The sequence below is a fragment of the Phenylobacterium sp. genome, from assembly GCF_035309685.1.
In the GTDB taxonomy this organism is placed as follows: domain Bacteria; phylum Pseudomonadota; class Alphaproteobacteria; order Caulobacterales; family Caulobacteraceae; genus Phenylobacterium.
On record NZ_DATGEX010000047.1, the window covers coordinates 66,709 to 92,633 of the forward strand.

At 68.1% G+C, this 25,925-nt stretch carries 22 protein-coding genes; 4 read left to right on the plus strand and 18 right to left on the minus strand.

Annotated elements, in window-relative coordinates; all coding sequences use genetic code 11:
* Positions 1-5 precede the first annotated feature (5 nt).
* From VKQ35_RS15510 to VKQ35_RS15525, 4 genes are all read right to left on the minus strand, one after another.
* Entirely contained in the window at positions 6-1,934 is a 1,929-nt protein-coding gene (locus VKQ35_RS15510) for a peptidase M61 (protein ID WP_324363195.1), read from the minus strand.
* 59 nt (positions 1,935-1,993) lie between these two features.
* On the minus strand, positions 1,994-2,254 hold the full coding sequence (locus tag VKQ35_RS15515; RefSeq protein WP_324363196.1) for a hypothetical protein: 261 nt from the start codon (positions 2,252-2,254) through the stop codon (positions 1,994-1,996).
* Positions 2,255-2,336: 82 nt separating this feature from the next.
* Entirely contained in the window at positions 2,337-3,749 is a 1,413-nt protein-coding gene (gene glnA / locus VKQ35_RS15520; RefSeq protein WP_324363198.1) for a type I glutamate--ammonia ligase, read from the minus strand.
* Between the two features lie 42 nt (positions 3,750-3,791).
* Positions 3,792-4,130, minus strand: coding sequence for a P-II family nitrogen regulator (locus VKQ35_RS15525; protein ID WP_324363200.1), 339 nt, complete (start codon positions 4,128-4,130; stop codon positions 3,792-3,794).
* A gap of 237 nt (positions 4,131-4,367) precedes the next feature.
* Here VKQ35_RS15525 and VKQ35_RS15530 point away from each other — a divergent pair, with 237 nt between their 5' ends.
* Genes VKQ35_RS15530 through VKQ35_RS15540 form a run of 3 tightly spaced genes read left to right on the plus strand, consistent with a single transcriptional unit; the run spans position 4,368 to position 7,941 of the window.
* On the plus strand, positions 4,368-5,900 hold the full coding sequence (locus VKQ35_RS15530) for an acetyl-CoA acetyltransferase (protein WP_324363203.1): 1,533 nt from the start codon (positions 4,368-4,370) through the stop codon (positions 5,898-5,900).
* A gap of 8 nt (positions 5,901-5,908) precedes the next feature.
* Complete coding sequence (locus VKQ35_RS15535) at positions 5,909-6,478, plus strand: histidine phosphatase family protein (protein WP_324363205.1); 570 nt, start codon at positions 5,909-5,911, stop codon at positions 6,476-6,478.
* A gap of 50 nt (positions 6,479-6,528) precedes the next feature.
* Positions 6,529-7,941, plus strand: coding sequence for an NAD(P)H-hydrate dehydratase (locus tag VKQ35_RS15540; protein ID WP_324363241.1), 1,413 nt, complete (start codon positions 6,529-6,531; stop codon positions 7,939-7,941).
* Positions 7,942-8,014: 73 nt separating this feature from the next.
* Here VKQ35_RS15540 and VKQ35_RS15545 read toward each other — a convergent pair whose 3' ends face one another.
* The 14 genes from VKQ35_RS15545 to lptF all read right to left on the minus strand — a co-directional run bounded on the left by VKQ35_RS15545 (position 8,015) and on the right by lptF (position 24,449).
* On the minus strand, positions 8,015-11,026 hold the full coding sequence (locus tag VKQ35_RS15545; protein WP_324363207.1) for a TonB-dependent receptor domain-containing protein: 3,012 nt from the start codon (positions 11,024-11,026) through the stop codon (positions 8,015-8,017).
* 246 nt (positions 11,027-11,272) lie between these two features.
* Positions 11,273-11,737 (minus strand): Lrp/AsnC family transcriptional regulator, encoded by a 465-nt coding sequence (locus VKQ35_RS15550; protein ID WP_324363209.1) that lies wholly within the window; start codon positions 11,735-11,737, stop codon positions 11,273-11,275.
* 174 nt (positions 11,738-11,911) lie between these two features.
* Positions 11,912-12,268: a MarR family transcriptional regulator gene (locus VKQ35_RS15555; protein WP_324363211.1), complete on the minus strand. Its 357-nt coding sequence runs from the start codon at positions 12,266-12,268 to the stop codon at positions 11,912-11,914.
* A gap of 6 nt (positions 12,269-12,274) precedes the next feature.
* Positions 12,275-12,499, minus strand: coding sequence for a hypothetical protein (locus VKQ35_RS15560; protein ID WP_324363213.1), 225 nt, complete (start codon positions 12,497-12,499; stop codon positions 12,275-12,277).
* Between the two features lie 181 nt (positions 12,500-12,680).
* The gene (locus tag VKQ35_RS15565; RefSeq protein WP_324363215.1) at positions 12,681-13,736 is read right to left on the minus strand and encodes a DUF2891 domain-containing protein; all 1,056 of its coding nucleotides are present in this window, start codon (positions 13,734-13,736) and stop codon (positions 12,681-12,683) included.
* Entirely contained in the window at positions 13,714-14,670 is a 957-nt protein-coding gene (locus VKQ35_RS15570) for a DUF979 domain-containing protein (protein WP_324363217.1), read from the minus strand. Before VKQ35_RS15570 ends, VKQ35_RS15565 begins: the two co-directional genes overlap by 23 nt.
* Positions 14,667-15,335, minus strand: a complete 669-nt coding sequence (locus VKQ35_RS15575) for a DUF969 domain-containing protein (RefSeq protein WP_324363219.1) — start codon at positions 15,333-15,335, stop codon at positions 14,667-14,669. Before VKQ35_RS15575 ends, VKQ35_RS15570 begins: the two co-directional genes overlap by 4 nt.
* 60 nt (positions 15,336-15,395) lie before the next feature.
* Positions 15,396-16,265: an undecaprenyl-diphosphate phosphatase gene (locus tag VKQ35_RS15580; RefSeq protein ID WP_324363221.1), complete on the minus strand. Its 870-nt coding sequence runs from the start codon at positions 16,263-16,265 to the stop codon at positions 15,396-15,398.
* A gap of 57 nt (positions 16,266-16,322) precedes the next feature.
* Positions 16,323-17,165: a 16S rRNA (adenine(1518)-N(6)/adenine(1519)-N(6))-dimethyltransferase RsmA gene (gene rsmA, locus VKQ35_RS15585; RefSeq protein ID WP_324363223.1), complete on the minus strand. Its 843-nt coding sequence runs from the start codon at positions 17,163-17,165 to the stop codon at positions 16,323-16,325.
* An 11-nt stretch (positions 17,166-17,176) separates the two neighbouring features.
* Complete coding sequence (pdxA, locus tag VKQ35_RS15590) at positions 17,177-18,184, minus strand: 4-hydroxythreonine-4-phosphate dehydrogenase PdxA (protein WP_324363225.1); 1,008 nt, start codon at positions 18,182-18,184, stop codon at positions 17,177-17,179.
* Entirely contained in the window at positions 18,181-19,374 is a 1,194-nt protein-coding gene (locus tag VKQ35_RS15595) for a peptidylprolyl isomerase (RefSeq protein WP_324363227.1), read from the minus strand. Before VKQ35_RS15595 ends, pdxA begins: the two co-directional genes overlap by 4 nt.
* Before the next feature lie 244 nt (positions 19,375-19,618).
* On the minus strand, positions 19,619-22,087 hold the full coding sequence (locus VKQ35_RS15600) for an LPS-assembly protein LptD (protein WP_324363229.1): 2,469 nt from the start codon (positions 22,085-22,087) through the stop codon (positions 19,619-19,621).
* A gap of 111 nt (positions 22,088-22,198) precedes the next feature.
* Positions 22,199-23,302 carry an LptF/LptG family permease gene (locus tag VKQ35_RS15605; RefSeq protein ID WP_324363231.1) on the minus strand — a complete coding sequence of 368 codons (1,104 nt, stop codon included), beginning with the start codon at positions 23,300-23,302 and terminating at the stop codon, positions 22,199-22,201.
* 10 nt (positions 23,303-23,312) lie between these two features.
* Entirely contained in the window at positions 23,313-24,449 is a 1,137-nt protein-coding gene (lptF, locus tag VKQ35_RS15610) for an LPS export ABC transporter permease LptF (protein ID WP_324363233.1), read from the minus strand.
* Positions 24,450-24,590: 141 nt separating this feature from the next.
* Here lptF and VKQ35_RS15615 point away from each other — a divergent pair.
* Positions 24,591-25,925: leucyl aminopeptidase (locus VKQ35_RS15615; protein ID WP_324363235.1), on the plus strand; the 1,335-nt coding region annotated here is incomplete at its 3' end.

Below are 25,925 nucleotides of genomic sequence, written 5' to 3' on the forward strand. Positions count from 1 at the left end.
GACGCCTACTTCTTCGGCGTGTAGATCGCCGAGAGCAGATCTGGCGTTCCCTCGATCCGTTCCAGGCGCGGATAGCGCAGGCCGCCGTGGTAGTCGACGTTGACGGTCACATAGTGGTCGCCGCGCTTGACCAGGAGGCTGATCGGCCCGCCACCCTTCTTGGCCTCGGTGATCGTCTCCTTCAGCCGGTCGGCGTCATAGGCGATGCCGTTCACGGCCAGCAGCTTGCCGCCGATGGTCAGGCCCGCCTTGAAGGCCGGGCCGTTCCACTGGACGCCGGTGATGTCGGCGTCGCGGCCGAGCGTCAGGCCGAGGGAATAGGAGAGATCGGTGGCGTGGCGCCGGGCCTCGGCCGACTTGAAATAATCGGTCGGCGTCTCCGTGTAGACCAGCTTCCAGCCCCCACGGGCCAGGCCGTCGAGCGGCGGCTTGGGCGCCACCGCGTTGATCCGCTCGTTGAGGAACTTCGCCCAATCGTAGGGCTCGACCTTGTTCAGCGCCGCGACCACGTCGTCGAAGGTGTAGGCGACCGGGGTCCAGCTGCCGTCGTCGACGCCGAAGAAGGCCTTGGCGAAGTCGTCGAGCGAGCGTTTGCCGCCCGACTTCTCGCGGATCAGCGTGTCGGCGTCGAGCCAGACCAGCTGGCCTTCCGAATAGTAGTCCTCGCTGCGCTGGAAGCTGGTCCAGGGCTGCGGCCGGCGGGAGGCGATCACCGGATCGTTGGTGGTGTCCTCGACGCTGCGCCAGTCGCGGCCCACGCGGTTGGCGTAGGTGGCGGCGGTGGCGGCGAGCGCATCCAGCGCCTCCTGCTTGGTCAGGAGGCCCGAGCGGCCGGAGAGCACAAAGCCCCAGTACTGCGTCTGGCCCTCGTAGACCCACAGCAGCGACCCGCGCATGGGGACGTTGAAGTTCGGCGTCCACAGGTCGGCCGGGCGGCGGAACTTGCCGTTCCAGCTGTGGGTGTATTCGTGGGCCAACAGGTCCCGCGACGAGGGGCTCTTGGCCCAGCCGGTGAAATAGTCGGGGATGGTGCCGTCCTCGCTGGAGCGGTGGTGCTCCAGGCCCGACCCCCCCATGCGGTCCGACAGCGAGAACAGGAAGTCGTAGTGATTGTAGTGGTGAGAGCCGTAGAGCTTGTAGGCCTGCTGCACGAGCGCCTTGTGCTTCTCGATCTCGTCCGGCGTCGCCTCCAGCAGTTCCGGGCGGTCGGCGATGACGTCGAGGTGGACCGGCGCCGGGCCCGGCGCATCGAGATCGATCTGCCTGGCGTAGCGCCCGGCGATCATCGGGCTGTCGGCCAGGGTGTCGAAGTCGACGGCCTTGTAGTGGGTGACACCGCCCTCGGTCCCGGTGGTCTCCAGCGCCGAGAAGGGGGTCCAGCCTTCCGGGAAGCGGACGCTGGGCTCGATCTGGATGCGCCGCGCGAAGTGGCCGGCCGGGTACATGGCCAGGTTGATCCACTGCAGGCTCAGCATCTCCGGGGTCATGACGATGCGGCCCTCGTCATTGGCGACGGCCGAGAGCAGGTCGAAGTCGACGTCGATGCTGGCTACGCCGGCCGGCACGTCGATGTGGAAGGAATAGACCTCCACCGGATCGCGGAACCAGGTGATCGGCTTGCCGCCGGCGGAAAACGCGATGCCGCCAATGTTCTTCAAGGGGCCGTTGGGGGCGTGATTGCCCGGCAGCCACTGCGGATAGAGGATCGTCATAGGCCCGGCCTTGGCGACCGGGATCGTCTCATGAACGCGGAAGATGTGGCGGTCGAGGTCGGTGGCGTCCACCTGCACCTTCAGGAGGCCGGGGTAGGGCGTGTCCTGCGGCGCCTCGGTCTTCGGCGGCATGGGGTAGGGCTGCGGGCCGGGAGACGTCTGCGCGAAGGCGGAGGTGGAGAGCGCTAGAACGGCGGCGCAGGCGAACAGGGCTGGCTTCAACGGACACGACCTTACGGAGGGGAAGGATTTCCCGTTGTAGGGCGGGTTCGGAGCAAAGCTCAACCGTCGGATGGTTTCGCGGGCGCAATCTCCGGGTCCGGAGGATCGCCGCTGCCTCGGTCGCCCTTGACCAGGGCCTCCTCGGCCTCTGTCGCGGCCTTCTGCGGCGGGTCGAACAGGGCCCCCATGCCCAGCATCAGCGAGGCCATCGCCACGCCGCCCTTGATGCGCCGCCCATGCCTCATGCCCAACCAGCCGAGCAAGGGCGCGAACACGATGACGGCGGCGACCGCCAGGAGATAGCCGAGCCAATCGGGCATGGGCCCAAGGTGGGGAAGGGCCGAGATAAAGAAAGGGCCGCGGCTTGCGCCGCGGCCCCAGGCTTGCCTCAGGGGAGGACCGTCAGCATTTGAAGTACATGTCGAATTCGACCGGGTGCGGGTGCAGCGCCAGCCGCATCACCTCTTCCATCTTCAGTTCGATGTAGCTGTCGATGAAGTCGTCGCTCATGACGCCCCCGGCCTTCAGGAAGCCGCGGTCCTTGTCGAGGTTTTCCAGCGCTTCCTTCAGCGAACCGCAGACCTCGGGAATCTTCTTCTGCTCGCGCGGCGGCAGGTCGTAGAGGTTCTTGTCGGCCGGGCCGCCCGGGTCGATCTGGTTGATGATCCCGTCGAGGCCCGCCATCAGGAGCGCGGTGAAGGTCAGGTACGGGTTGCCCATCGGATCGGGGAAACGGCACTCGATGCGCTTACCCTTGGGGCTGTCGGTGTGCGGGATGCGGATCGAGGCCGAGCGGTTGCGGGCGGAGTAGGCCAGCTTCACCGGGGCTTCGTAGCCGGGCACCAGGCGCTTGTAGGAGTTGGTCGTCGAGTTCGAGAAGGCGTTGATCGCCTTGGCGTGCTTGATGATCCCGCCGATGTACCACAGGCAGGTCTGCGACAGGCCCGCGTACTTGTCGCCGGCGAACAGCGGCTTGCCGCCGCCCCAGATCGACTGGTGCACGTGCATGCCAGAGCCGTTGTCGGCGAACATCGGCTTGGCCATGAAGGTCGCCGTCTTGCCGTAGGCGTGGGCGACGTTCTGGATGACGTACTTATAGAGCTGAAGCCGGTCGGCCATGGTGATCATGGTGTCGAACTTGAGGCCGAGCTCGTGCTGGGCGGGCGCCACCTCGTGGTGGTGCTTTTCCGGCTTCATGCCGAGCTCGCCCATCACCGCCAGCATCTCGCCGCGCAGGTCTTGGGCGCTGTCCACCGGGTTCACCGGGAAATACCCGCCTTTGGGACCGGGACGATGGCCCATGTTGCCCTCTTCGTACTCCTTGGCCGAGTTGGTCGGCAGTTCGGTGGAGTCGTAGCTGTAGCCGGTGTTGGACGGCTGCACCGACCAGCGCACGTCGTCGAAGATGAAGAACTCGGCTTCCGGGCCGAAGTAGACCGTGTCGCCGACGCCGGCGGACTTGACGAAGTTCAGCGCCGACTTGGCGATGGAGCGCGGGTCGCGCTCGTAGGGCGTGCCGGTGTCGGGGTTCACCACGTCGCAGAAGATCGCCATGGTCGTCTGCTGGTAGAACGGGTCGATGATCACCGACTCCAGGTCGGGACGCAGCTTCATGTCGCTCTCGTTGATGGCCTTCCAGCCGGCGATCGATGAGCCGTCGAACATGGTGCCGTCGGTCAGGAAGTCGTCATCGACCAGGTCGATGTCGAAGGTCACGTGCTGCATCTTTCCGCGGATGTCGGTGAAGCGCACGTCGACGTATTTGACGTCCTTCTCCTTGATCTGGGCCAGGATGTCTTTGGCGGTGGTAGCCATGGTCGGTAATCCCCTTAGGTAGAGTGGTGTCGATGAGGTGGGTTAGACGGCGTCGGCTCCGGTTTCTCCCGTCCGGATGCGCATGACGTCGAGGACGTCGGAAATGAAAATCTTGCCGTCGCCGATACGTCCGGTGCGGGCCGCGGTGGCGATGGCCTCGAGGGCGCGGGCGAGCTGGTCGTCGGCGATGACCACCTCGATCTTGATCTTGGGCAGGAAGTCCACGACGTACTCCGCCCCGCGGTAGAGTTCGGTCTGCCCCTTCTGGCGCCCGTAACCCTTGGCCTCGATGACGGTCATGCCCTGAATGCCGAGTTCCTGCAGAGCCTCCTTCACCTCGTCCAGCTTGAACGGCTTGATGATCGCTTCGATCTTTTTCATCGGTCCTCGGACGCGCCGCCCCCAACGGCCTACTGGCGGTCGGGGCGACGGAGCATGGCTTGGCGGGGGCTCACAAGCGCGCTCGCGAGCGGGGCTGGGACGGGCGTGCGCCAAAGCGGCGGGCGCCCGGAAAGCAGGCGCCACGAGATCAAAAACCAGTCAATGCCGAAATGCCTTCAAGACCGCCTTTCCCGCCCCTAGGATCGCGCGGCGCAACGGTCGGAAGGCGAGTGAAGTATGGACGGCAAGACCCCAGTTCTGATCGGAGCGGGCCAATTCACCTATCGCGGCGATCCGGGCGCGTCGCCCGCGCCGACCGTCCTGCTGAAGATTGCGGCGGAACGGGCGGCGGCGGACGCGGGGATCGGGGCGGCCGGCTTGGCGCAGCTCGACGGCTTGGCGGTGGCGGGCTTCACCATCGACGCCCCGGGCTCGACGCGGGGCATGATCCCGCACTCGGTCAATCCGCCGGCCAGCCTGGCGCGGGAGCTGGGCGCGGCGCCGGCGTGGCAGGTCTATTCCCACATGGGCGGCAATACCTCCCAGCAGCTGGTCAACGTCATCGCCGAGCGGATCGCCAAGGGCGAGACGCAGCTGGCGCTGGCGGTGGGCGCGGAATTCCTGGGCTCGGCGGTGAAGCGGCTGACCAAGGGCTTGGGCTTCGACGACTGGCATGAGGATGACGACCTGCCGGAGCCGCAGCGGATCGGCGACGGCCGCAACGGGGTCACGCCCTATGAGGCGCGGCATGCGCTGAACAGGCCGATCAACATCTATCCCATGTTCGAGAACGCGCTGCGGGCCCGCGACGGCCGCTCGGTCTCCGACCATCAGGCGCGGCTCGGCAAGCTGTTCGCCCCCTTCACCCAGGTGGCGGCGAACAATCCGGAGGCCTGGTTCCCGACGGCCCGAACGGCCGAGGAACTGGTCACCGTCTCCGATCGCAACCGGATGGTGGGCTTTCCCTATCCCAAGCTGCTCAACGCGATCATGGAGGTCGATCAATCGGCCGGCGTGATCCTGGCGAGCGTCGACAAGGCCCGCGATCTGGGCGTGCCCGAGGAGAAGTGGGTCTATCTGCACGGCTGCGCCGACGCCGCCGACCTGTGGTTCCCCACCGACCGGCAGAACTACCATTCCAGCCCGGCCATGCGGCTGACCGGCAAGCACGCCCTGGAGATGGCCGGGATCGGGCTTTCCGACATCGACTACATCGATCTCTACTCCTGCTTCCCGGTGGCGGTGGAGATCGGAGCGGAGGAACTCGGCCTGTCGCTCGACGATCCGCGCGGCTTCACCGTGACCGGCGGGCTGCCCTACGCGGGCGGCCCCGGCAACAACTACGCCATGCACTCGATCGCGACGATGGCGGGGAAGCTGCGCGCCAAGCCAGGGAGCTACGGGCTGGTGACGGCCAACGGCTGGTACCTGACCAAGCAGTCGACGGGGATCTATTCGACGACGCCGCCCAAGGCGCCGTTCGAGCGGCAGGACCCCGGCGTGCTGCAGCGCCAGATCGACGCCCTGGCCCATCCGCCCGTCACCGAAACGCCGCAGGGCGCCGCGACAATCGAGACCTACACCGTCGTCCACCGCCGCGAGGGACCGTTCATGGGGATCGTCATCGGCCGCGATGCGGACGGCCGCCGCTTCGTCGCCAACACGCCCAACGATCCCGCGACGCTGGCGAGCCTGGAGGACGGCGAACAGGTCGGCCGCACCGGGCGGGTGGAGCAGGGCGCCCAGACCAACCTCTTCACCCCGGACTGAGAAATCGCATGGCCCGCCTCTACCTGATCCGGCACGGCAAGCCCTCCGCCACCTGGGGCGGCGATGACGATGATCCGGGGCTGGACGCTGCCGGCCAGGCGCAGGCGAAGGCGGCGCGCGACTGGCTAATGGCGCTGCCCGCCGGGGAGCGGGTGACCAAGGTCGTGAGCTCGCCGCTGCGCCGCTGCCGGGAGACCGCGCAGCCGACCGCGGACGCGCTTGGCGTGAAGATCGAGATCGACGCGCGGGTCGGCGAGATCCCCACGCCCGCCGGCATCGCGCTCGCGGATCGCGGGACCTGGCTGCGCGAGGCCTTCGCCGGAACCTGGAAGGGCATCAAGGGCGACCTGGACTACGACCAGTGGCGCCGCGACATCGCCGCCTCCCTGTTGCCGCGCAGCGGGACCGCGGTGTTCTCGCACTATGTGGCGACCAATGCGGTGGTGAGCCTGTTGCTGGGCGATCCGCGGGTGCTGGCCTTTCGCCCGGACCACGCCTCGATCACGACGCTCGAGACCGACGGCGGCAAACTTCGGCTGATCCGCAAGGGCCGCGAAGCCACCACGGGCGTACTTTGAGATGAGGCTGTAAGCAGTTGAGTGTCCGGCAAATCCTGAACGTCGCCGAGATGGGCCGCGCCGACGCCGCGGCGATCGCCGCCGGCACGCCGGGGCTGGTGCTTATGGAGCGCGCCGGGACGGCCGTGGCCGACGCGGTCTGCGCCCGGTTCGCCCGCCAGACGACCACGGTGCTCTGCGGACCGGGCAACAACGGCGGTGATGGTTATGTGGCGGCCCGTGTCCTGAAGGATCGCGGCTGGCCGGTGGAGGTGCGCAGCTTCGGCGAGCCCGCGACGCAGGACGCTCAGGCGGCAAGCGCGCGATGGGACGGGAGCACGAAGCCGCTGAACGGCGCGCTGGAGCCTGGGGTCTGGATCGACGCCCTGTTCGGCGCGGGGCTGACGCGGCCGCTGAGCGGTCCGGCGGCGGCGGCGGCCTTGCGCATGGCCGAGGCGCCCGAGCGGGTCGTGGCGGTCGATGTGCCCAGCGGCGTGGCCGGCGACACCGGCAAGCCCAACGGCCCGGCCGCCTGCGCGACGCTGACGGTGACCTTCCACGCCAAGAAGCCGGCCCACCTGCTGGAGCCCGGCCGCAGTCGCTGCGGCGAGGTGGTGGTGGCCGATATCGGGCTGGGGGCGACGGAGAGCCAGGTCGTCGAGAACGGCCCGGAGCTGTGGCTGCCGCGCTTCCCCTGGCCGACGGCGGCGTCGCACAAGCACGCGCGCGGCCGCCTGGTGGTTGTGAGCGGCGAGGCCTGGCAGACCGGCGCGGCGCGGCTCGCGGCGCGCGGCGCCCTGCGGATCGGCGCGGGCCTGGTGACTGTGCTGTCGCCGCCCGAAGCCCTGCCGATCAACGCCGGCCACCTGGAAGCGGTGATGCTGAAGGCCTTCGAGACCGACCTGGAACTCGAACAGGCCGCAAAGGACGTCGACGCGGCGGTGATCGGCCCGGCGGCCGGCGTGGGCGAGCCGACGCTGTTGAACGTGCTGGCGCTGGCGCGGACCGGCGCGGCCCTGATTCTCGACGCCGACGCCATCACCGTCTTCCGCGATGACCCGGAGGAGCTGTTCTCGCTGCTCGACCGGGATGACGTCCTCACTCCCCATCCCGGCGAATTCGAGCGCCTGTTTCCGGGCCTGCTGGCCGCCTCGCCGGAACGGATCGCCGCGGCGCGCACGGCCGCCCAGCGGGCCGGCGCCGTGGTGCTGCTGAAGGGCTCCGACACCGTGATCGCCGCGCCGGACGGGCGCTGCGCGGTCAATGGCAACGGCTCGCCGTGGCTGGCCACCGCCGGGTCCGGCGACGTGCTGGCCGGCTTCATCGGCGGGCTGGTGGCCCAGGGCATGGAGAGCTTCGAGGCCGCCTGCGCCGGCGCCTGGATCCATTCGGAGGCCGCCGAGCTGCACGGACCAGGCTTGATCTCCGAGGACCTGCCGGGCCTGGCGCCCAACGTCCTACGCCGCCTCTTCGACGAGCGCTGAGCGCGCCAGGCGCGCACGAAAAAGGGCGGCGGATCGCTCCGCCGCCCTTCTCGTCCTTGAGGGCCGCTAAGACCTAGAAGTCCGCGGTCAGGCCCACGAACACGAAGCGGCCGAGCGCGTCGTAGACCTGCGGGAAGGTGTTCCCGTTGCCGACCGTCGCGGGCAGGTTGTTGGCGGCCAGCGGCGGATCCTTGTCGAACACGTTGTTCACGCCAACCCGGAAGTTCAGGTTGTTGTGGACCGTGAAGTTCGCCGTCAGGTCGATGTAGTTCTGAGCCGAGAAGTTCTGCTCGTTGGCGACCTGCAGGCCCGGGTTGTTGAGCTGCGGGTTGGAGTCGAAGGAGTCGGCCGACACCTTGCCGAAGTAGCGCCACTGCATCGACAGGCTCAGCGACTTGAACCAGTCGCCGTAGGAGTACGGCGTGTTCCAGGTCAGGCGGGCCTTGTGACGCCATTCCGGGGACGGGACGCCGCAGATCACGCCGTAGAGGCCCTTACAATCGAAGCTCGGGCCGCCCGGCAGGGGCTGGGTGATCGTGGTGTCGAGCCAGGTGCCGACCATGCTCACTGCGATCGAGCCGTTGTCGCCAAGGCCCAGGTTCGACAGGTCGGTGTGGTAGGCGAGGTTCAGGTCGACGCCGGAGGTCTTCAGCGAGCCGGTGTTGAGCGTGGTGTCCTGCACGAAGCCCGCGTTGGTCAGGAACAGCGAACCGTTCGGGTCACGGTGAACCAGGTTGCAGAACGTCGGGCTGCCGGTGGCCAGGCAGTTGTTCAGTTCCAGCGTCGCGCCGATCCGCGAGATGAACTGGTCGACCTTGATGTTGAAGTAGTCGAGGCTGACCGAGAGGCCCGGAACATAGGTCGGCTGCCACACCACGCCGGCGGTGTAGGTGTCGCTGATTTCCGGCTTCAGGTTCGGGTTGCCGCCGGTCTGGCCGTTGTACTGGTTGGCCGGGTTCTTCTCGATGGCCAGGACCTGCGCCGTGGTCAGGTGGAAGAGGCTGGCGCAGGTGGCGACCAGCGGGTTGGCCGCCGTCAGGCCGGCGCAGGGGTCGGCGGTGCCGTCGAGCACCACGTTCTGCGGCGCGAACAGTTCGATCACGTTCGGCGCGCGGACGGCGCGGTTGTAGCCGGCGCGGAAACGGACGCCGTCGACAACTTCCCACTCGCCGGCCACCTTGTAGGTGTTGGTGTCGCCGATCGAGGAGTAGTCGGAGAAGCGGTAGCCGAGCTCGAGCGACAGGTCCTTGGCGAAGGGCATGTCGCTGACCAGCGGCACGCGGGCTTCGCCGAACAGTTCGTAGACGTCGAAGCCGCCGTTGACGGGCGGGTTCGCGCCGCCGTTGCCGTTCACCAGGCCGTTGTTGGCCAGGAAGTCGGCGACAGTGTCGAGATGTTCGCGGCGATATTCGCCGCCGAACGCCACGCCCACGCCCTCGCTGGCGTAGGGGCTCTTGACCCCGTAGTCGCCGAGCTTGCCGGTGAAGGCCAGGCTGACGACGCGCTCGACGATGTTGCCGCTGTTGAAGCTGTTGATCGACAGGAAGTTGATCGCCGCCGGCGAGATGGTCTGGGCCGTGAAGATGTTGATCGGCACGCAGCCCGGATCGGGGTTCGCCGCCGGGTTACAGATCGCCTGGCCGTTGGGGCCGGCGATCGCGTTCAGCGACTGGTTGATGCGGGTGGTGTCGAAGTTGCCGGACTGGCGGTTGTTCACGTTGACGGAGCCGTACTGCATGTACCCGTCGTAGTTCCAGTTCTTGCCCAGGTCGCCGCGCAGGCCGACCACGATCCGGAAGTCGGTGTGGCGGAACTGGGTGAGGCGGCCGGTCTGCTCGCTGGAAAGCAGGCGTCGGGCGACGGTGCCGGTGAAAGTGCCGCCCGGCGTGTTGGCGCAGGTCTGGCCGGCGGTGGCCCCGACGGGAACCAGCAGGCCCTTTTCCTGAGCGCTCAGCAGCGGGTTGGCGCAGTCGATCGAGAAGGTCGAGGCGAAGATGCCGCCGGCCGCGATCTGGGCGGTCGACAGGTCGTCCATGAACATGGCGTCCATGTACGCGTCGGCCCACGGCGCGATCTGGTAGTGGGCGAAGGCGCCCAGGTTGTAGCGCTCGTCAGGCCGCACGAAGAAGTTCGCCGGGCCGAAGTTGAACACGTCCGTCGCCACGCGAGGACGGAAGGTGTTGAAGGTGGTCGGGTCGACCAGGAAGCTGCCGACGCGGGCGGGGAAGGCGGTGCCGGAGCCCGAGCAGCCGAAGCCCGCGGCGGTCGAGGCCAGGGTGCAGGCCGAGAAGTCGCGGTCGGCTTCCAGGATCGCGTTGTTCTGGCGGTAGGTGGCGTAGGCGGTGACGTTGCCCTTGCCGTCCGGGGCGTTGGCGCCGATCACGAAGCTGACTTCGGAGCTTTCGCCTTCCCAGAGGTTGCCCGGGATCGCGTATTGCGAGGGGATGATGGCGGTCGCTGCGGCGGCCTTCAGGGCGTTCTGGCCGGCCGAGTTGTTGTTGTCGTGCTGGTAGCCCGAATATTGCGCGTCGATGCGCACGCCTTCGAAGTTGTGCAGCATGATGAAGTTGACGACGCCGGCCACGGCGTCGGCGCCGTAGGTGGCCGAGGCGCCGCCCGTCAGCACATCGACCCGCTCCACCAGCGCGGCCGGGATGAAGTTCAGGTCGGCGGCCGAGCCGCTGATCCGGGCGGTCGGGTCGCCGGGCATCACGCGGCGGCTGTCGATCAGCACCAGGGTGCGGTTGGGGCCGAGACCGCGCAGGTCGACGGTCGCCGCGCCGGTGGCGCCGTTGGTGATCGAGGAGCCTTGGCCCGCGAACACCTGCGGCAGCGAGTTGGTGATGTCTTCGATCCGCGTCACGCCCTGCGCCTTGATGTCGGCGTTGCCGACCGTAGTCACCGGCGCGATGGAGGTGAGGTTGGGTGACGGGATACGTGTTCCGGTCACGACGATTTCGGAGACTTCGCCGTTGGCCGCGTCAGCCGCGGCGGCGAACGCCTGAGACGCGGAAAGACCCAGGAAGGCCACGCCGCAGATCATCGAGGAGGCCAACAGGCGCTCTCGGGTGTTTTGGATTTTCAAGGTCAACTCCTCCAGCGGCCGCGCTCGCATCGGAGCCGGCCAGCTCCCCACAAAAAACGAGTCCCAGGGACGCCTCTCGGAGACCCCGGTTACGGTGGAGTTACTTAGGGCTGCAGGAAGTGGTCAATGTGGTTGTGGGATTTGCAAAGGTAATGTGGCCTACGTGTCTCGAATTGGACACAAAGATCGAAGTAATCGAGCAAGATTATCGCGTAGTCATAGTTGCATGGATCTGGACAAAACGATCTACAGCGGGATGGCTGTCGTGAACTTCACGCGCTTTTTGACGAAGCTCGCCTCGTAGCGGCGCACAGCCGGGTGGCCGGCGATATTGGCGTCGGTAAAGGCGTTGAACTCCTCCATCCCGCGGAAGATGCCGATGCAGGAGATGTCGTAGGCGCCCGAGATCTCCATGCAGACCTGCACATGCGGCGAGCGGGCGAGGTGGGAGCGGAATTCGCTCACCGCCGCGGGGGAGTGACGCTCGAGCTGCACCATCATGATGACTGAGATCCGCTCGCCTACCTGCCCGGGTTCGATGATCGAGACGTCGGCGGCGATCACCCCTTCATCACGGTACTGCCGAATGCGGCGCAGGATCGCCGAGGGCGACAGCGGCACGCGGTCGGCAAGCGCCTGCGCGGTGGCTTGGTTGTTCTCCTGCAGGGCGGCCAGGATCTGAACGTCCAGGCGGTCGAGTGGATAGGCCATAGCGGTTCGTGCTTCCCCAGGTGTCGGGGACCGAACCACAGGAATCGGCGTCGCGACAGTTAACTTGCGTTCATCTGACGTAACAACGTGACGGATGGTATTCGTTCTTGGGTTTGTTGCGATGCTGCATGTACTTTTCTAAACGCGTATCGGAGGAATTCTATACTCAGTAGGTCAGCCTTCGTAGTCGATGGTGACCGCCCGGCGGATCATGTCATCGAGGCGGTCGCGCAACGCGCGGCCCTGGTCGGTGAGGTGGACCACATGGCTGCGGCCGTCGGTCGGATTGAGGAAGGCGTCGACCAGGCCGAGCGCCGGCGCCTGCGCCCAGTCGGAGCCGGGGCGACCCAGCGAGCGCAGGCTGCGCGAGGCGGTGGACTGCGTGAGGCCGGCCACATAAGCGAGTTCCTGCACGCTCAGGCCCTCGTTCTCGCAGGTATAGAGGAAGGCGACGATCTCATTGACGCTGATGCGGGCATCGAGCGCCTTCAGGGCGAGGATCGCCTCCAGCAGAGAGTCCCTGGGGCGCACTTAGGCCTATTCGTCGTCGTAGCGGTTGAGCACGCCGGTGGCCGCCGAACGCGGCGCCGCGCGGGTGAGCGGCAGCGCCTTGCGCTGGCGGCGCTCGCGCATGGCCAGCGTAGCGTCGGGATAGGCGTCGCGAACCAGCTTGAGGATGTCCTCAAGCCGCTTCTGATGATCGGCGGCCTCGATGTAGTCGCCGACGTTCAGTTCGACAGAGATCTGACCACAGAGTTTCATAGCCGTCCTCGACAGCGAGATTGCCCCAACGGAGGAAATCGTAAGCCGATCCGGATGCGGTTTTGCCGTTATCCGATATGGCGCAGCGCACATTCGCGGCGTTGTGCGCTGCGGGCGCGCTTAAAAAGCGCAACTTTCGAATGTGAATGAAATGTAATCCGGTATGTGAAGAATCTGTAATCTATCCAATGGGTTCTCCGGCCGTGAGCGCCAGGAGGGCGAAGGAAGCGAGCCAATGTTCGCCCATGTAGTCGCCCGAAATGTGCGGCAGGGAGGCGGCCATGTGCTGGTCCGCGGCCGCCTCGGCGACGCCGGCGAGAGGATCGCCTGGCGGCAGGCCGGCGGCCAGTTCCCGCCAGCACCAGGCGCGGGAGAAGTTGAGGCCGTCGAGGTGGGCGATCTTGCCGTCGGACCGGTCCGAAACGGTGGCCGGCGTGAACAGGGTGGCCGGCTGGCGCTGCGCCGCGCGCGGCAGGTAGGCGGCAAACCAGGCCCGGAACTCGTCGCGCGGCAGCAGCCTCTGCAGGCAGGCGGCGGTCATCAGGGTGGCGGAAAGGAATTCGTCGCCCGACGGCTCCCAGGCGGGCGCGTCGCGGTCGGCCAGATGCCACGTGCGCATCTTCTGGGTGAAGAGGGCGGTCAGCGCGGCGTTCCCCACGGTCTTCGCGTAGTCCTGGCCGAGCGCGATGGCGAAAGCGGTCGATGAATGGACGCCGGTGCGCAAGGGGTAGGTGGCCCTGGGCAGGAAGTCCTCGAACCGGGCGACGAACACATCGGCCAGCGGCTGGTGAGTCTTCGCCCATTTTGCCGACGAAGGGGGTGCGTCGTGGGCCAGCAACTCGGCCTGCAGCTTCAGCAGCCAGCCCCAGCCGTAGGGCCGTTCGAAGCCGCGGGAGGAGGGCCGGGCGAGATAGGCGACTTCGCCCGCCACCTTTTCGGCGGTGAAGGCGGCGTCGAACAGGGCGCGGATGGCCGGCGCCTCCGGGATCGCGGGCTGCAGGCGGAGCAGCGTCGCCAAGAGCCAGTAGCCGTGGACGCAGGAGTGCCAGTCGAAGCTGCCGAAGAAGATCGGGTGCAGGTCGCGGGGCCCGCGCGCATCGGCGGGGCCGTCCAGTACGTGATCGAGCTTGTTGGGGTACTCGCGCGCCACGTGGCCCAGCGCGATGCGGGCGAACTGCGAGGCGAGTTCGCGGGTCACGCGGCCGTTGGTGGCGTTAGGGGCGGAAGGCGAGGACATACATGAGCACCACGTTGACGATCAGCATGAGGAGCGCGGTCGGGATCTGGGCCTTGATCACCGCATAGCGGTCGGGAAGCTCCAGGAGCGCCGAGGGCACCAGGTTGAAGTTGGCCGCAAGCGGGGTCATCAGTGTCCCACAGAACCCCGACAGCATGCCTATCGAGCCGATCACGGCGGGATTGCCGCCGAAGTGGCCCACAAGGATCGGCAGGGCTATCCCTCCGGTCAGCACCGGGAAGGCGGCAAACGCGTTGCCCATCAGCATGGTGAAGGCGGCCATGCCGACGCAATAGACGCTGACCGCCGCCAGGCGCGTGTCGACCGGGAGGTAGGTGCTGGTCAAAAGGCCGATGGCCTTGCCGACCCCGGCCAGCGCGAAGACGGCGCCAAGCGCGGCCAAGAACTGCGGCAGGAGCGCGGCCCAGCCGATGGTGTCGGCCAGCCGGCGGCCCTCCTGCAGCGGACTGGCCCAGGGCTGGCGCAGCAGGGCGAGCGCCAGCGCTAGGCCGACGATCACCGCCAACGCAAGCGAGATCAGGGTCGCCTGCTTGGGGTCCATCAGTGGGACGCCGCCGATCTGCACCGGCTTCAGCAGCAACACGCCGATGGCGACCACCAGGGGCAGCATGAGCGCCGGCAGGAAGAGCCGGTTCCCGAATTGCTCGGCCAGGCCGGTGCGCTCGGCCGGCGAGGTGGTGGCGGGCTGGCCGCGTCCGAGGAACCCGAAGCCGGCGATCAGCGCCAGGCCCAGCACCAGGACGCCGTTGCCGAGGTCGCCGAGACGGTCGCCCGCCAGGAAGCTCACCGCCACCAAACCCCAGAACAGGGCGTTCCCCCAGCGCTTGCGGTTGACCCGGTCCGTGGCGCTGAGAAGCGCGAAGGCCGCGTACATCAGCCCGGCCAGGACATAGACGAAGCCGAGCTTGATCACGCCTTGGTGCTCCGCGCGAGACGGCGGTCGAAGAGCAGCAGCCGCGCGCCGTGAATCGCAAAGGCGGCGAGCGCGGTGGGAATCGACCAGACGGAGATGCGCAGCGGGTCGATGACGATCTTGCTGGTGGTCAGGAAACTCACCACGAGCAGGACCGAGCCCATGGCGACGAAGACGTCTTCGCTGAAGAACACGGCGATGTTGTCCGTGGCCGCCGCCATGGCCCTGACGAGGTAGCGGGTTTCCGGCGCCGGCGGCCCGTCCCGCACCTCTGTGGCCGCTTCGGCCATCGGCGCGATGAGCGGCCGCACGGTCTGGGTCTGACCGGCGATCGTCGCCAAACCCACCGCCGAGGTGGCCTGGCGCAGCGCCATATAGCTGATCAGGAAGCGGCCGGCGGTGACTCCGCGCGATGTGGCGATGATCGCCGCCGCCCGCTCGCGCACGCCGGCGCGCTCCAGCATCCCCACCAGGGGGAGCACCAGGTAGGCGCTGGTGACGAAGCGGTTCTCGTTGAAGGCGTGGCCGAACGCCGCCAGCACCTGCAGCGGCGAGAGGCCGGCGAACCAGCCGCTGGTCATGGCGGCCAACAGCACCACCAGCAGCGGATTGAGCCGGACGGCGAAGCCCACCACGATCACGGCCACGCCCAGCAGGATCAGCATCCGGTCTCCCTCGCAGACGGCGGGATCATAGGACCGCGTGCGGCCCCCACAGGCAACGCCCTAGTGGAGCCACCCCGACGCCGCGCCGGCCAGGAGGGCGACGCCCAGCAGCGCGCGATAGGCCACGAAGGGCCAGGCCGAGACGCGCTCGAGGATGCGCATCAGGGCCCAGATGGTCACGAAGGCGGAGACCGCGCCCACCGCGATGCCGACGCCCAGCACGCTCCAGCCGTGGCTGCCCAGATGCACTTTGTGCAGCTCCCATAGCTCCTTCAAGCCCGCGCCGGCGATGGCCGGGATGCCGAGCAGGAAGGAGAAGCGCGCCGCCTCCTCGCGCTTGAATCCCAGGGCCAGCGCCGCGGTCAGCGTTGAACCCGAGCGCGAGACGCCAGGGATCAGCGAGCCCACCTGCGCCAGGCCAACCAGCAGGGCGTCGATCAGCCCGGCCTTGGTCACGGTGCGGGAATGGCGCGCGCCGACTTCGGCCAGCGCCAGCAACGCCGCCATCACCAGGCAGGCGACGCCGATCGCCGGGATCGAGCGCAGCGGCGAGTTGCAGGCGTTGAGGATCGGGGCGAGCGCGACGCCGGCCGCGACCAGGGGAATGGTCGCCAGCACGATCCACAGCGACAGGCGGAACTTCGGGTCGCTGAACCGCCCTTTCGCGACCGCCGAGAGCGATCCGCCGGCCAGCCCCGCCACGTCGCTCCAGAAATAGCTGACAACGGCGAACAGGGCGGCGAGCTGCATCGCTGCCGAGAAGGCCGCGCCCGGATCCTGCCAGCCCAACACCGCGGGCACGATCCGCATGTGGGCCGAGGACGAGATCGGCATCAGCTCGGTGATCCCCTGGACCACGCCGAGCAGGGCGACCTTGGCGTAGCCAAGCGCGACGAAGCCGGTATCCACGCCGTTGCAGGCATCCGCCATGATCTACTCCAGACGCCACGATCGGCGGGTTTGTCCGCAATAGCTGAGTCGCATCCCCTAGCGCGCCGCGATCCAGGCGTCTGCAAGGCGCAGGAAGCCTGCGACATCGACGGTTTCGGCCCGCGCCTGGGGGTTCAGGGCCGCGGCCTCGATCAGCGGCTCGCCGCCAAGGCCCTTCAGGCTGGCGCGCAGCATCTTGCGGCGCTGGCCAAAAGCGGCGGCGGTGACCTTCTGCAGGGCGTGGAGGCGCGGCGGCGAGGGCCGGTCGGCGCGGGGCGTCAGGCGCACGACCGCGGAATCGACCTTGGGCGGCGGGGTGAAGGCGCGGGCCGGGACGTCCATGACGATGCCGGCGTGGCTGGTGGCCTGGGCGATCACCGCAAGGCGGCCGTAGGCGGGCGAATCGACGCCGGCCACGATCCGCTGGGCGACCTCGCGCTGGAACATCAGGGTCATCGAGGCCGGGCGCCAGGACCCCGTCAGCCACTTGATGAGCAAGGCCGTGCCGACGTTGTAGGGCAGGTTGGAGACCACGTGGCCCGGTCCGCCGGCGGTCAGCGCCGCCTCGTCGGCGGTCAGCGCGTCGGCGAATTCGAGGGTCAGCGCACCAGCCCCCGCGCTCGACCGCGCCGCCGCAGCCAGGTCCTCCAGCAGCGGGCGGAAGCGCTGGTCCTTCTCGATGGCGGTGACCTGGGCGCCGGTCTCGAGCAGGGCGCGGGTCAGGCCGCCGGGGCCCGGGCCGACCTCGATCACCCGCTCGCCCGGCGAGAGCTCGGCCAGGCGGGCGATCTTGCGGGTGATGTTGAGGTCGAGCAGGAAGTGCTGGCCGAACGCCTTCTTGGCCATCAGCCCGTGTTCCGCGAGCGCCTCGCGCAGCGGCGGCAAAGCCTCGAGGCTCACGCTCTCCTCACCTAAGCCGCCCTGGCCTTGGCCAGCTGGTCGGCGAGGCGGATGGCGGCGATCAGGCTGTCGGCGCGCGCGAGGCCGCGCCCGGCGATGTCGAAGGCGGTGCCGTGGTCGGGCGAGGTCCGCACGATCGGCAGGCCGAGCGTGACGTTCACCCCGCCCCAGAAATCGAGCATCTTCACCGGGATCAGGGCCTGGTCGTGATAGAGGCAGATGGCGGCGTCATAGTTGGCGCGCATGGCCTCGGGGAACAGGCTGTCGGCTGGGTAGGGGCCGGTGGCGTCGATGCCGAGGTCGACCAGCGCGCGGACTGCCGGAGCGACGATCTCGATCTCCTCGCGGCCGATGCCGCCGCTCTCGCCGGCGTGCGGATTGAGCCCGGCGACGGCCAGGCGCGGCTTGGCGATGCCGAAATCGCGGCTGAGCGCCTCGGCGGTGACCTTGCCGACGTTGACGATGGCCTCGGTGCTGAGCTGGCCGGGCACCTGGGCAAGCGGCGTGTGGACGGTGACCAGCGCCACGCGCAGGTCGCCCGCGATCAGCATCATCACCGGCCCGCGCGCGCCGTCGAACCGTTCCGAGGCGGTTAGCTCGCCCAGGAACTCGGTGTGGCCGGGGAACTTGAAGCCGGCGTCGTAGAGCGGGGCCTTGGCAATGGGCGCCGTCACCACGCCGGCCACGGCGCCGGACAGCGCCAGGCCGACGGCGGTCTCGATCCACTTGATGACGGCCGGCGCGGCGGCCGCGGAGGGCTGGCCTGCGACCACGGGGGTTTTCAGCGGGAGGTTGAGGACGGGAAGGGCGGTTTCGAAGACGTCCAGCGCCTCGGCCGGGGCCACCACCTGGCGAAGGATCGAGGCGCCGCCGCCGGAGGCCGAGGCGAGCGCCTGGTAGTCGCCGACCACCAGGAAGGGCGGACCGCCACGCCGCAGCTCGTTCCAGGCCTTGACGACGATCTCCGGTCCAATGCCGGCCGGATCGCCCAGGCTCAGAGCGAGCGGGCCGGGCTTCACCGGTACTCGATGGTCGCGGTATTGCGCAGGTCGCGCATGGCGCGCCGGGCGATCATGCTGAGTTGCTGCCCATAGAGGCGGTTTTCGACCTGGTCGTGGTCGACCTGGGCCGCACCGGCCGCCCGCTTGCCGCAGACGGCGAGCACGTGCAGCCCGACCTTGGTGCGGATCGGATCGGACAGCTCGCCGACCTTCAGCTTGCTGGCGGCGTCCTTGAACTCGGTCGACAGGTCCGCGAGCTCAGCCTCGCCCAGGTCGCTGGCGACCACGCCCGGCGTCTTGCCCGCCGTGACCTCAAGGGTCGCGCAGTCCTTGATGGTCGCCTTGGCCGTCGCAAGCTTGGCGCGGGCGGCCTCGATGTCGGCCGGCGTGGCGGTCGTCGGCAGGGCGACGGCGATCTGCTTGAGGCTGACCAGGGTCTGGCCGGCGCCGGAGCGCTTGTCCTTGAGATAGATGATGTAGACGCCGTCCTTGACCGGGATCGGCTGGGAGAGCTGGCCGGGGCGCAGCTGCTCGATCGCCGTGTCCACCTCGGGCGGCATTTCGCCCGGGCTGATCCAGCCTGCGTCGCCGCCGGCGGCCGCGGTCGAGGAGGAAGAGAACTGCCGAGCGACGGCGGCGAACGGCGCGCCCTGCTGCAGCTGGGCGACCAGCTGGGCGGCGCCCTTGGTCGCGGCATCCATGCCGCCGATGCGGGTGGCGTCGAGGAAGACCTCGCTGACCTCGTACTGCGGCTTGGACGCCGACGCGATCAGGCGCTGCTGGGTGGCCTTGATCTGGTCCTCGCCGATCCGCAGCCGCGAGCCGTAGCGGCCGCGGATGTAACGTTCCCAGCTGCGCTGAGCGCGAATCTGGTCGACCAGGGTGGCTTCGGTGATCCCCTGGGCCTTGAGCGCGGCGACCAGCCCCTCGCGCTTGAGGTTGGATTGCTGGGCCATGTCGGCCAGTTCGTCGTTCACCTCGTCATCGGTCAGGATGATGGTCGACTTGTTGTCCTTCTCGACGCGGCGCAGCTCCTGCACCTGCAGGTGCTCGTCCACCAAGGAGATCAGCGCTTCCTGCTGGAGCTGCGGGATGGTGTCCTGGGTCGGCTGGACGCCGGTGGTGGAGATCAACAGGCGCATGCGTTGCGCCAGGTCGTAGGTCGAGACGATCTCGTCGTTGACGATGGCGGCGACCGATTCCGTCATCGGACGCGCCACGGCCGGCGCGGCGGAGCGCACGGGGCCTGTCGAAACCGCTGTCGGCGCAGGCGCGGCGGCGGCCGGCGGCGCGCCGACCTGGCCCCACGCGCCCATCGGAACGCCCAGGGGCAAGGCCACAGCCAAGGCGGCCGTTGCGATCACAGCGCCGCGCGCCCCCCGGCCCGTGACGTTACGCGCGCGCATCATGGATGAAATCATTCCCTCGTTCGGCCGCGTCCGGCCGCATTCCTTATCGACCATAAAATGGTGCGCCCAATGTGGCGAGCGTTAGGCGTATGGACAGTTGGTCGCTGGAGCCCAGCCGCCCGATTATAACGTCTTCGTGGCGATAGAACACGTCCACGCGGACGCACTCGTCCTTGTAGAAGACGCCGACGTCGCGGATCACCCAGGCCTGCTGGATCAGATCGCGGTTGCCATAGGTGCTGATGCCCCAGTGCTTGGTGCCGGGGATGTTGAAGTCGGCCCCGAGGTCGACGTTCTTGATCGGGGTTCCGTTGAGGCCCTGGTCGTCCTTCAGGTAGCGGACGTAGCCGGTGCCCCAGGTCTCGTTGAAATTGGCCCCCGCCTCAAGGCGGTGAACCTCAAAGGTTTCACCGTCGAGGCGCGTGCGGGCGAAGAAGGAATAGTGTGCCGAGGGCCGGGCGTCGACAGCGACGATCCAGTCGGAGGCGCGGTTGTTGAGGCCCGACCCCGGGTTGAAGACGGTGTTGGGTTCGGCGCGGAAGCTGCGGCCGACCAAGAGGCTCGCCTGACGCCCGTCGTCCCACAGGATTGAGCCACGACCGCCGACGTTCAGGCGCGTGCCGTCCTCATAGAGGTCGTAGCCGGGGAATTTGTCGGCTTGGAAGAGGGTGGTCTCGTCGAATTCGAAGGCCACCGAATCCTCGTCCAGATAGATCGGCTTGCCGGTGGTCGGATCCTTTCCGATGACCACCTGCTGGGCCTTCGGTGAGATGGCGACCTGCGCGAGCGGCTCCAGTACGACCGTCTTGTCGTCGCCCCAGCGGCGGTAGAGCGGATAGGAGATGTCGGCCCCGACCACGCCCACGGCGCGGGCCTCGGTCTTCGAAGCTGTCGTGACGGGCGTTGCGGCCGTCGCCGTCGGCAGGGCGCTGGCGCCGGTCAGGATGTCGCGGATGTCGTAGCCGTCGAGCCGCGCGTTGATGAAAGGCTCGACCCGCAGGCCGCTCTCGGAGGTAAAGATGCGCCGCCAGTCGACGTCGGCGCTGACGCGGGCGCTGTCGAGGCCGGGCAGCCTGGCCGCCTGATTGTCGGGGGACTGGTCGCGGGTGAGCGACACCGCGCTGCCGGTGAAGCTGAGCCGCCCGCCCAAAACGTCGTCGGGATGCTCGTATTGGCTTTCGACGATGGGCGCGACCAACGGGAAGGTGCGGTTGTTGTCGCCCGGTCGCAGGCCCTGGATGCTGATGGCGGCGATCGAGGAATAGGAATCGTCGTCCTGGCGCACCGCATAGGCCTGGCTGATCAGCCGGTGATCATCGGTCACATAGGGGCCGCGGGCCACGCCATAGAAGCGGCCGATATCGTACTTGTCGTTGATCAGCGGATCGGAGGCCCGCTCGGCGGTGAAGCCCACCAGCCATTTGTCGTCGAGGTGGTAGTCGCCGCTCGCCAGGATGTAGCTGCGCGAGGTCGCCTCGCCGAAACGCGTGCCCGAGCCTTCCAGGTCCTTTTCGTAGGTGTAGCCGGCGCGGACATCCAGATCGCCCTCGTTGAAGCGCTGGCGGTAGTGGAGGTTCAGGAATGGATTGACGTTGGTGTTGATCTGCGGGGAGATCGTCAGGTCGGCAGAGGGGCTGATCACCCACAGATAGGGCTGATCGTAGGAGAAGCCGCGGCGGCTGTTGACCCCGATACGCGGCGCCAGCAGCCCGCTCTCGCGTTCCGCCGACGGATCGGCATGCCAAAAGAATGGCAGGTAGAGCACCGGCACGCCCAGCACGTGGATGCGCGCGTGGCGATAGTAGATGATGTGGTGGACCTTATCCTCGACGATCCGGTCGGCGCTGACCGACCAGGTGGGCGACTTTGGCTTGTCGCCGACGCAGATCTCGCACTCGGTGAAGATCGCCCGGTTGAGCTCCTGAAGGTCTTCCGAGCGGCGGACGGCGGTGTCGCCGCTGATCTTGGCCTCCTGGTTGGTCTTCACCTCCTTGATGCGGGTCGAGAAGCCGAGCGCCACCGCGGCCTGCATCTTGTCGTCGAGCGTCATCTGGTCGGCGTATTCGACCTGGCCGTCGTCGTGGATGATCTGGATGTGGCCGTAGGCGCGGATCACGCCCTGGGCCGGCGCGTCCTTGTCGCGCGGCGGCCGGGGCTGACCCTCCGGAGGCGGCGGCGGCTCCTTGTAGACCAGCTTGTCGGCGCGCAGGGTCTTGTCCTGGTAGCGCACCTCCACGTGGCCTTCGGCGGTGGTGATCCCGTTCTTGTCGTCGCGCGAGAGCTGATCGGCCTCGATATAGAGTTCGCCAGGCTTCAGGCCGTCGGTGTTTACAGGCGCCGCCTTGGCGGGCTGTGTGCGCTGGCCCGGTTCATTGTTGAGCACCTGGCCGCGCTGCAGGCGGCCCTGCGGCCCCTGTTCGTATTCGGTGGGCGGCGGGCTCACCTGTTGGGCCAGCGCCAGCGCCGGCCATGCAACCGCCAGCGCGGCGCCGGCCAGGAGCGCGCGCTTCATCGCATAAGAGGGAGCGGCTGCGGACAGCGCGCGCCGACGCGGATTCATCTTCGCCTTCCGATCCTCATCGCGACGCGCCTCACCGCCTGCATAGCCGGGCGTGCGGAGGATTCAACCGTCTTCGGTGTAACAGAGCAGCGTCAGCCCAGACAGCAGCGCCACCGCCGCCGGGGCCCAGGCCGCGGCGAACAGCGGGATTATGTCGGCGCGGCCCAGCGCGCCGGAGAACTGGTTGAAGAAAAAGACGACGAATCCCAGGGCGAAACCGGCGCCCGCGAGGCCGGCCAATCCGCCCAGGCGCACCAGGCGCAGCGAAAACGCTGCCGCCAGGATCGCCATGGCCGCGAACATCACCGGAGTCGCCAGCAGTTGCTGGAAGCGCAGGCGGTAGCCGGCGGCGGAGAAGCCGGAATCCTCGGTCTGCTTGATCGCCGCGGGCAGCCGCCAGAAGGCCACGGCGTCTGGCGGGGCGGAGGAGAAGCGTTCGACCGCGGCTTCGGAGTCCAGGGTGGAGCGAATCGACAGGCTGTCCGACTGCACCGAGCTTTCGCCGGCGCTGGCCTCGCGCACGTCCTTCAACTGCCAGAAGCCCGGGCGCAGGACCGCCTCGGCGGCCTCCAGCCGGCGCTTGAACTCGGGCTGGCCGAACCTGTTCTTCTGATAGACGAACAGCGAGACGCCGCGCAGGCGGACGTCGCCCTGCACCATGTCGCGCGACTTGGCGTGGATCACCATCTGGGTGTGTTCGTCGCCCTGGCGCAGCCAGACGTCCTTGGGGATGTCGCCCAGGTAGTTGGACATGATCTTGGCCTGGTCGGCCTCGAAGCGGGCGTTGAGCTGGGAAGAGATCGGGTTGATCACCAGCACGGTCAGGACGCCGACCACGAAGGCGGCGGCGGCCGAGGGCATGATGAACCGCCACGCCGAAACGCCGGCCGCGCGCATGGCGATCAGCTCGCTGCGGCGGTTGAGGCCGACATAGGCGCTGATGCCGCCGAACAGGAAGACGAAGGGCAGCAGGATCTGAATGAGCGAGGGCGAGCTCAACAGCGTCAAGCCTAACAGATCGGCGGCGCTGACGTCGGCGCGCACCCCGATCTTGCGCGACAGGTTCACGAACTGGATCAAGAGGATCATCGAAGAGATCACCGCCAGCGCCATGCCGACGCCCAGCAGGGTGCGGACCAGCACATAGCGTTCGATGCGCGAATTCATCGCCGCGCCCCTAGGCCGCGACCGGCGCGATGCGCGCGGGCTGGCGGCGGATGTCGATGAAGCGGCTGACCCGCTGGCGGAACACGCTGCGCAGCGCAACCGCCGTCGCGGCCAGGGGGATGAGATACTGCAGGGCGTTCACCCAGACGGCGGAATTGGCGGCCGAGAGCGCGACGAAGCCCAGGATCCGCACCGCGACCGCCGCGGCGCTGACCACGACGATACGGCGTCCATAGCCCAGGCGCGAGAAAGCGCCGCCGAGCACCGCCGAAAGCGCCATGGCCATGAAGGCGATGTTGTAGAGCGGGGTCGCGATCCGCTGGTGCCCTTCGGCGAGCAGCGCCTTGCGGTTCCGCTTCTCCCAGTCCTGCTGCAGGTCCGGGAAGAACAGCTCGTGCAGATAGCGGTCCGACTGTTTGTACTGGATGAGCTCGTCGTTGTCGTTCAGCGAGCTGAGTTCGAAGGGGTATTCCGGCGTGGTCAGGAAGTTCAGCACGCCGCGCGGCGAGAACCGCTGGGTCGACTCGTCATGCAGCAGCAGCACCGGCCCGCCGGCGCGCTGCACCACGCGGCCGGAGTTGGCGATGTAGGTGGTGGCGGTGCCGTCGTCCTTGGTCTGGTGGATGAAGATGTTGTGCATCTCGCCCTTGTTGTCGATCGTCTGGGCGTAGACGGTGAGGCCCGGCACCGGCTGGGTGAATTCGCCTTCGCGCACCAGGGTCGCGGCGAGGTCGGTCTTGACGTCGAACAGGACTTGGCGGAGCGCGCGGTAGGTCAGCGGCTGCACCCAGAGGTTCATCAGGAGCGCCAGGAGCGCGATGGTGCTGGCCAGCCGCATGGCCGGCGAGATCACCCGCCAGCGGCTCATCCCGCCCGCGAAACAGACGACGATCTCTTGCTCGGTATGCAGGCGATTCAGCGCCACCAGGGCGGCCACGAACACCGCGATCGGCAGGATCATGTTGATCAGCTGCGGCATGTACAGCAGCGTGACCTTCAGGAAGACCATGAAGCTCTGGCGCTGGTTCACCACCAGATCGAGGCCCGACAGGCTCTGACTCAGCAGCACGACCGCTGACAACGCCGTGATGGCGAGGACGGTGGGGCCTAGCAGTTGCCGGAGCAGGTAGCGGTCGATCAGGCGCATCGGTAAGATTTAGGGCTCACTCGGAGTTTTTGCCGCGCCCCCGCCGCGGAGGTGATCTAAACCATGCGTCGCCCCATGAGACAACCGCCGGACGCCGTCCGCGGGCGCTCTGCGGCAGCCCTTGTCACCTGAGAGACACGCATGGATATCGAGTTCGTCGCCGCCGGCGCAGCCTTGCCCCCGAAAACCGCCCTGGCCCGTATCGTCCACGAGGGCGTGAAGCTGGAGGGCGTACTCGCCCAGGCCGCCGCCGCCAGCCGCTTCACCGGCGCCAAGGGCCAGACGCTCGATGTGCTGGCGCCGTCAGGCGTGGACGCGCCCCGGCTGGTGCTGGTCGGCGCCGGCAAGGCGGACGGCGTTGACGCCATCGGGATCGAGCACGCCGCGGCCAGCGCCTTCGCGGCGGTGAAGGCTTCGGGCCTGGAGGCGGTGCGCATCGAGCTGCCGGAGGGGGCTGCCGATCTGGCGGCGCATGCGGCGCTGGGCGTGCGGCTGGCGAGCTACCGGTTCGACAAGTACCGGACCAAGGAGCCGGCGGAAAAGAAGCCCTCGGTGGTGACGGCGCAGGTGGTCGCGACGGACCCGGCCGCGGCCTCGAAGGCCTTCGAACCGATGGCGGCGCTCGCCGACGCGGTCAGCTTCACCCGCGACCTGGTCTCCGAGCCGCCGAACGTCCTCTATCCGGCGGAATACGCCCAGCGGGTGAAGAAGCTGGAGGCGCTGGGCCTGGAGGTCGAGATCCTCGGCGAGGCCGAGATGATGAAGCTCGGCATGGGCTCGCTGCTGGGCGTGGGCCAGGGCTCGGTGCGCGACAGCCAGCTCGCCATCATGAAGTGGTACGGCGCGGCGGACAAAACCGCCCAGCCCATCGCCTTCGTCGGCAAGGGCGTCTGCTTCGACACCGGCGGCATCTCGCTGAAGCCGCCCGAGGGCATGGAGGACATGAAGTGGGATATGGGCGGCGCGGGCGCCGTCGCGGGCCTGATGCATGTGCTGGCCGGCCGCAAGGCGAAGGTCAACGCCATCGGCATCCTGGGCCTGGTCGAGAACATGCCCGACGGCAACGCCCAGCGGCCGGGCGACGTTGTCACCTCGATGTCCGGCCAGACGATCGAGATCATCAACACCGACGCCGAGGGCCGCCTCGTCCTGGCCGACGCCGTCTGGTACTGCCAGGACCGCTTCAAGCCGAAGTTCATGGTCGACCTGGCGACCCTGACGGGGGCGATCATCATCGCTCTCGGCCACGACCTGGCGGGCTGCTACGCGAACGACGAGGAGCTGGCCGGCAACCTGATCGCGGCCTCGAACACCGAGGGCGAGCCGCTCTGGCGCATGCCGCTGCCGCAGGCCTACGACAAGAACATCGACTCGATGATCGCCGACATGAAGAACACCGGCGGCCGGCCCGGCGGCTCGATCACCGCGGCCATGTTCATCCAGCGCTTCGTGAACGGCGTGCCCTGGGCCCACCTC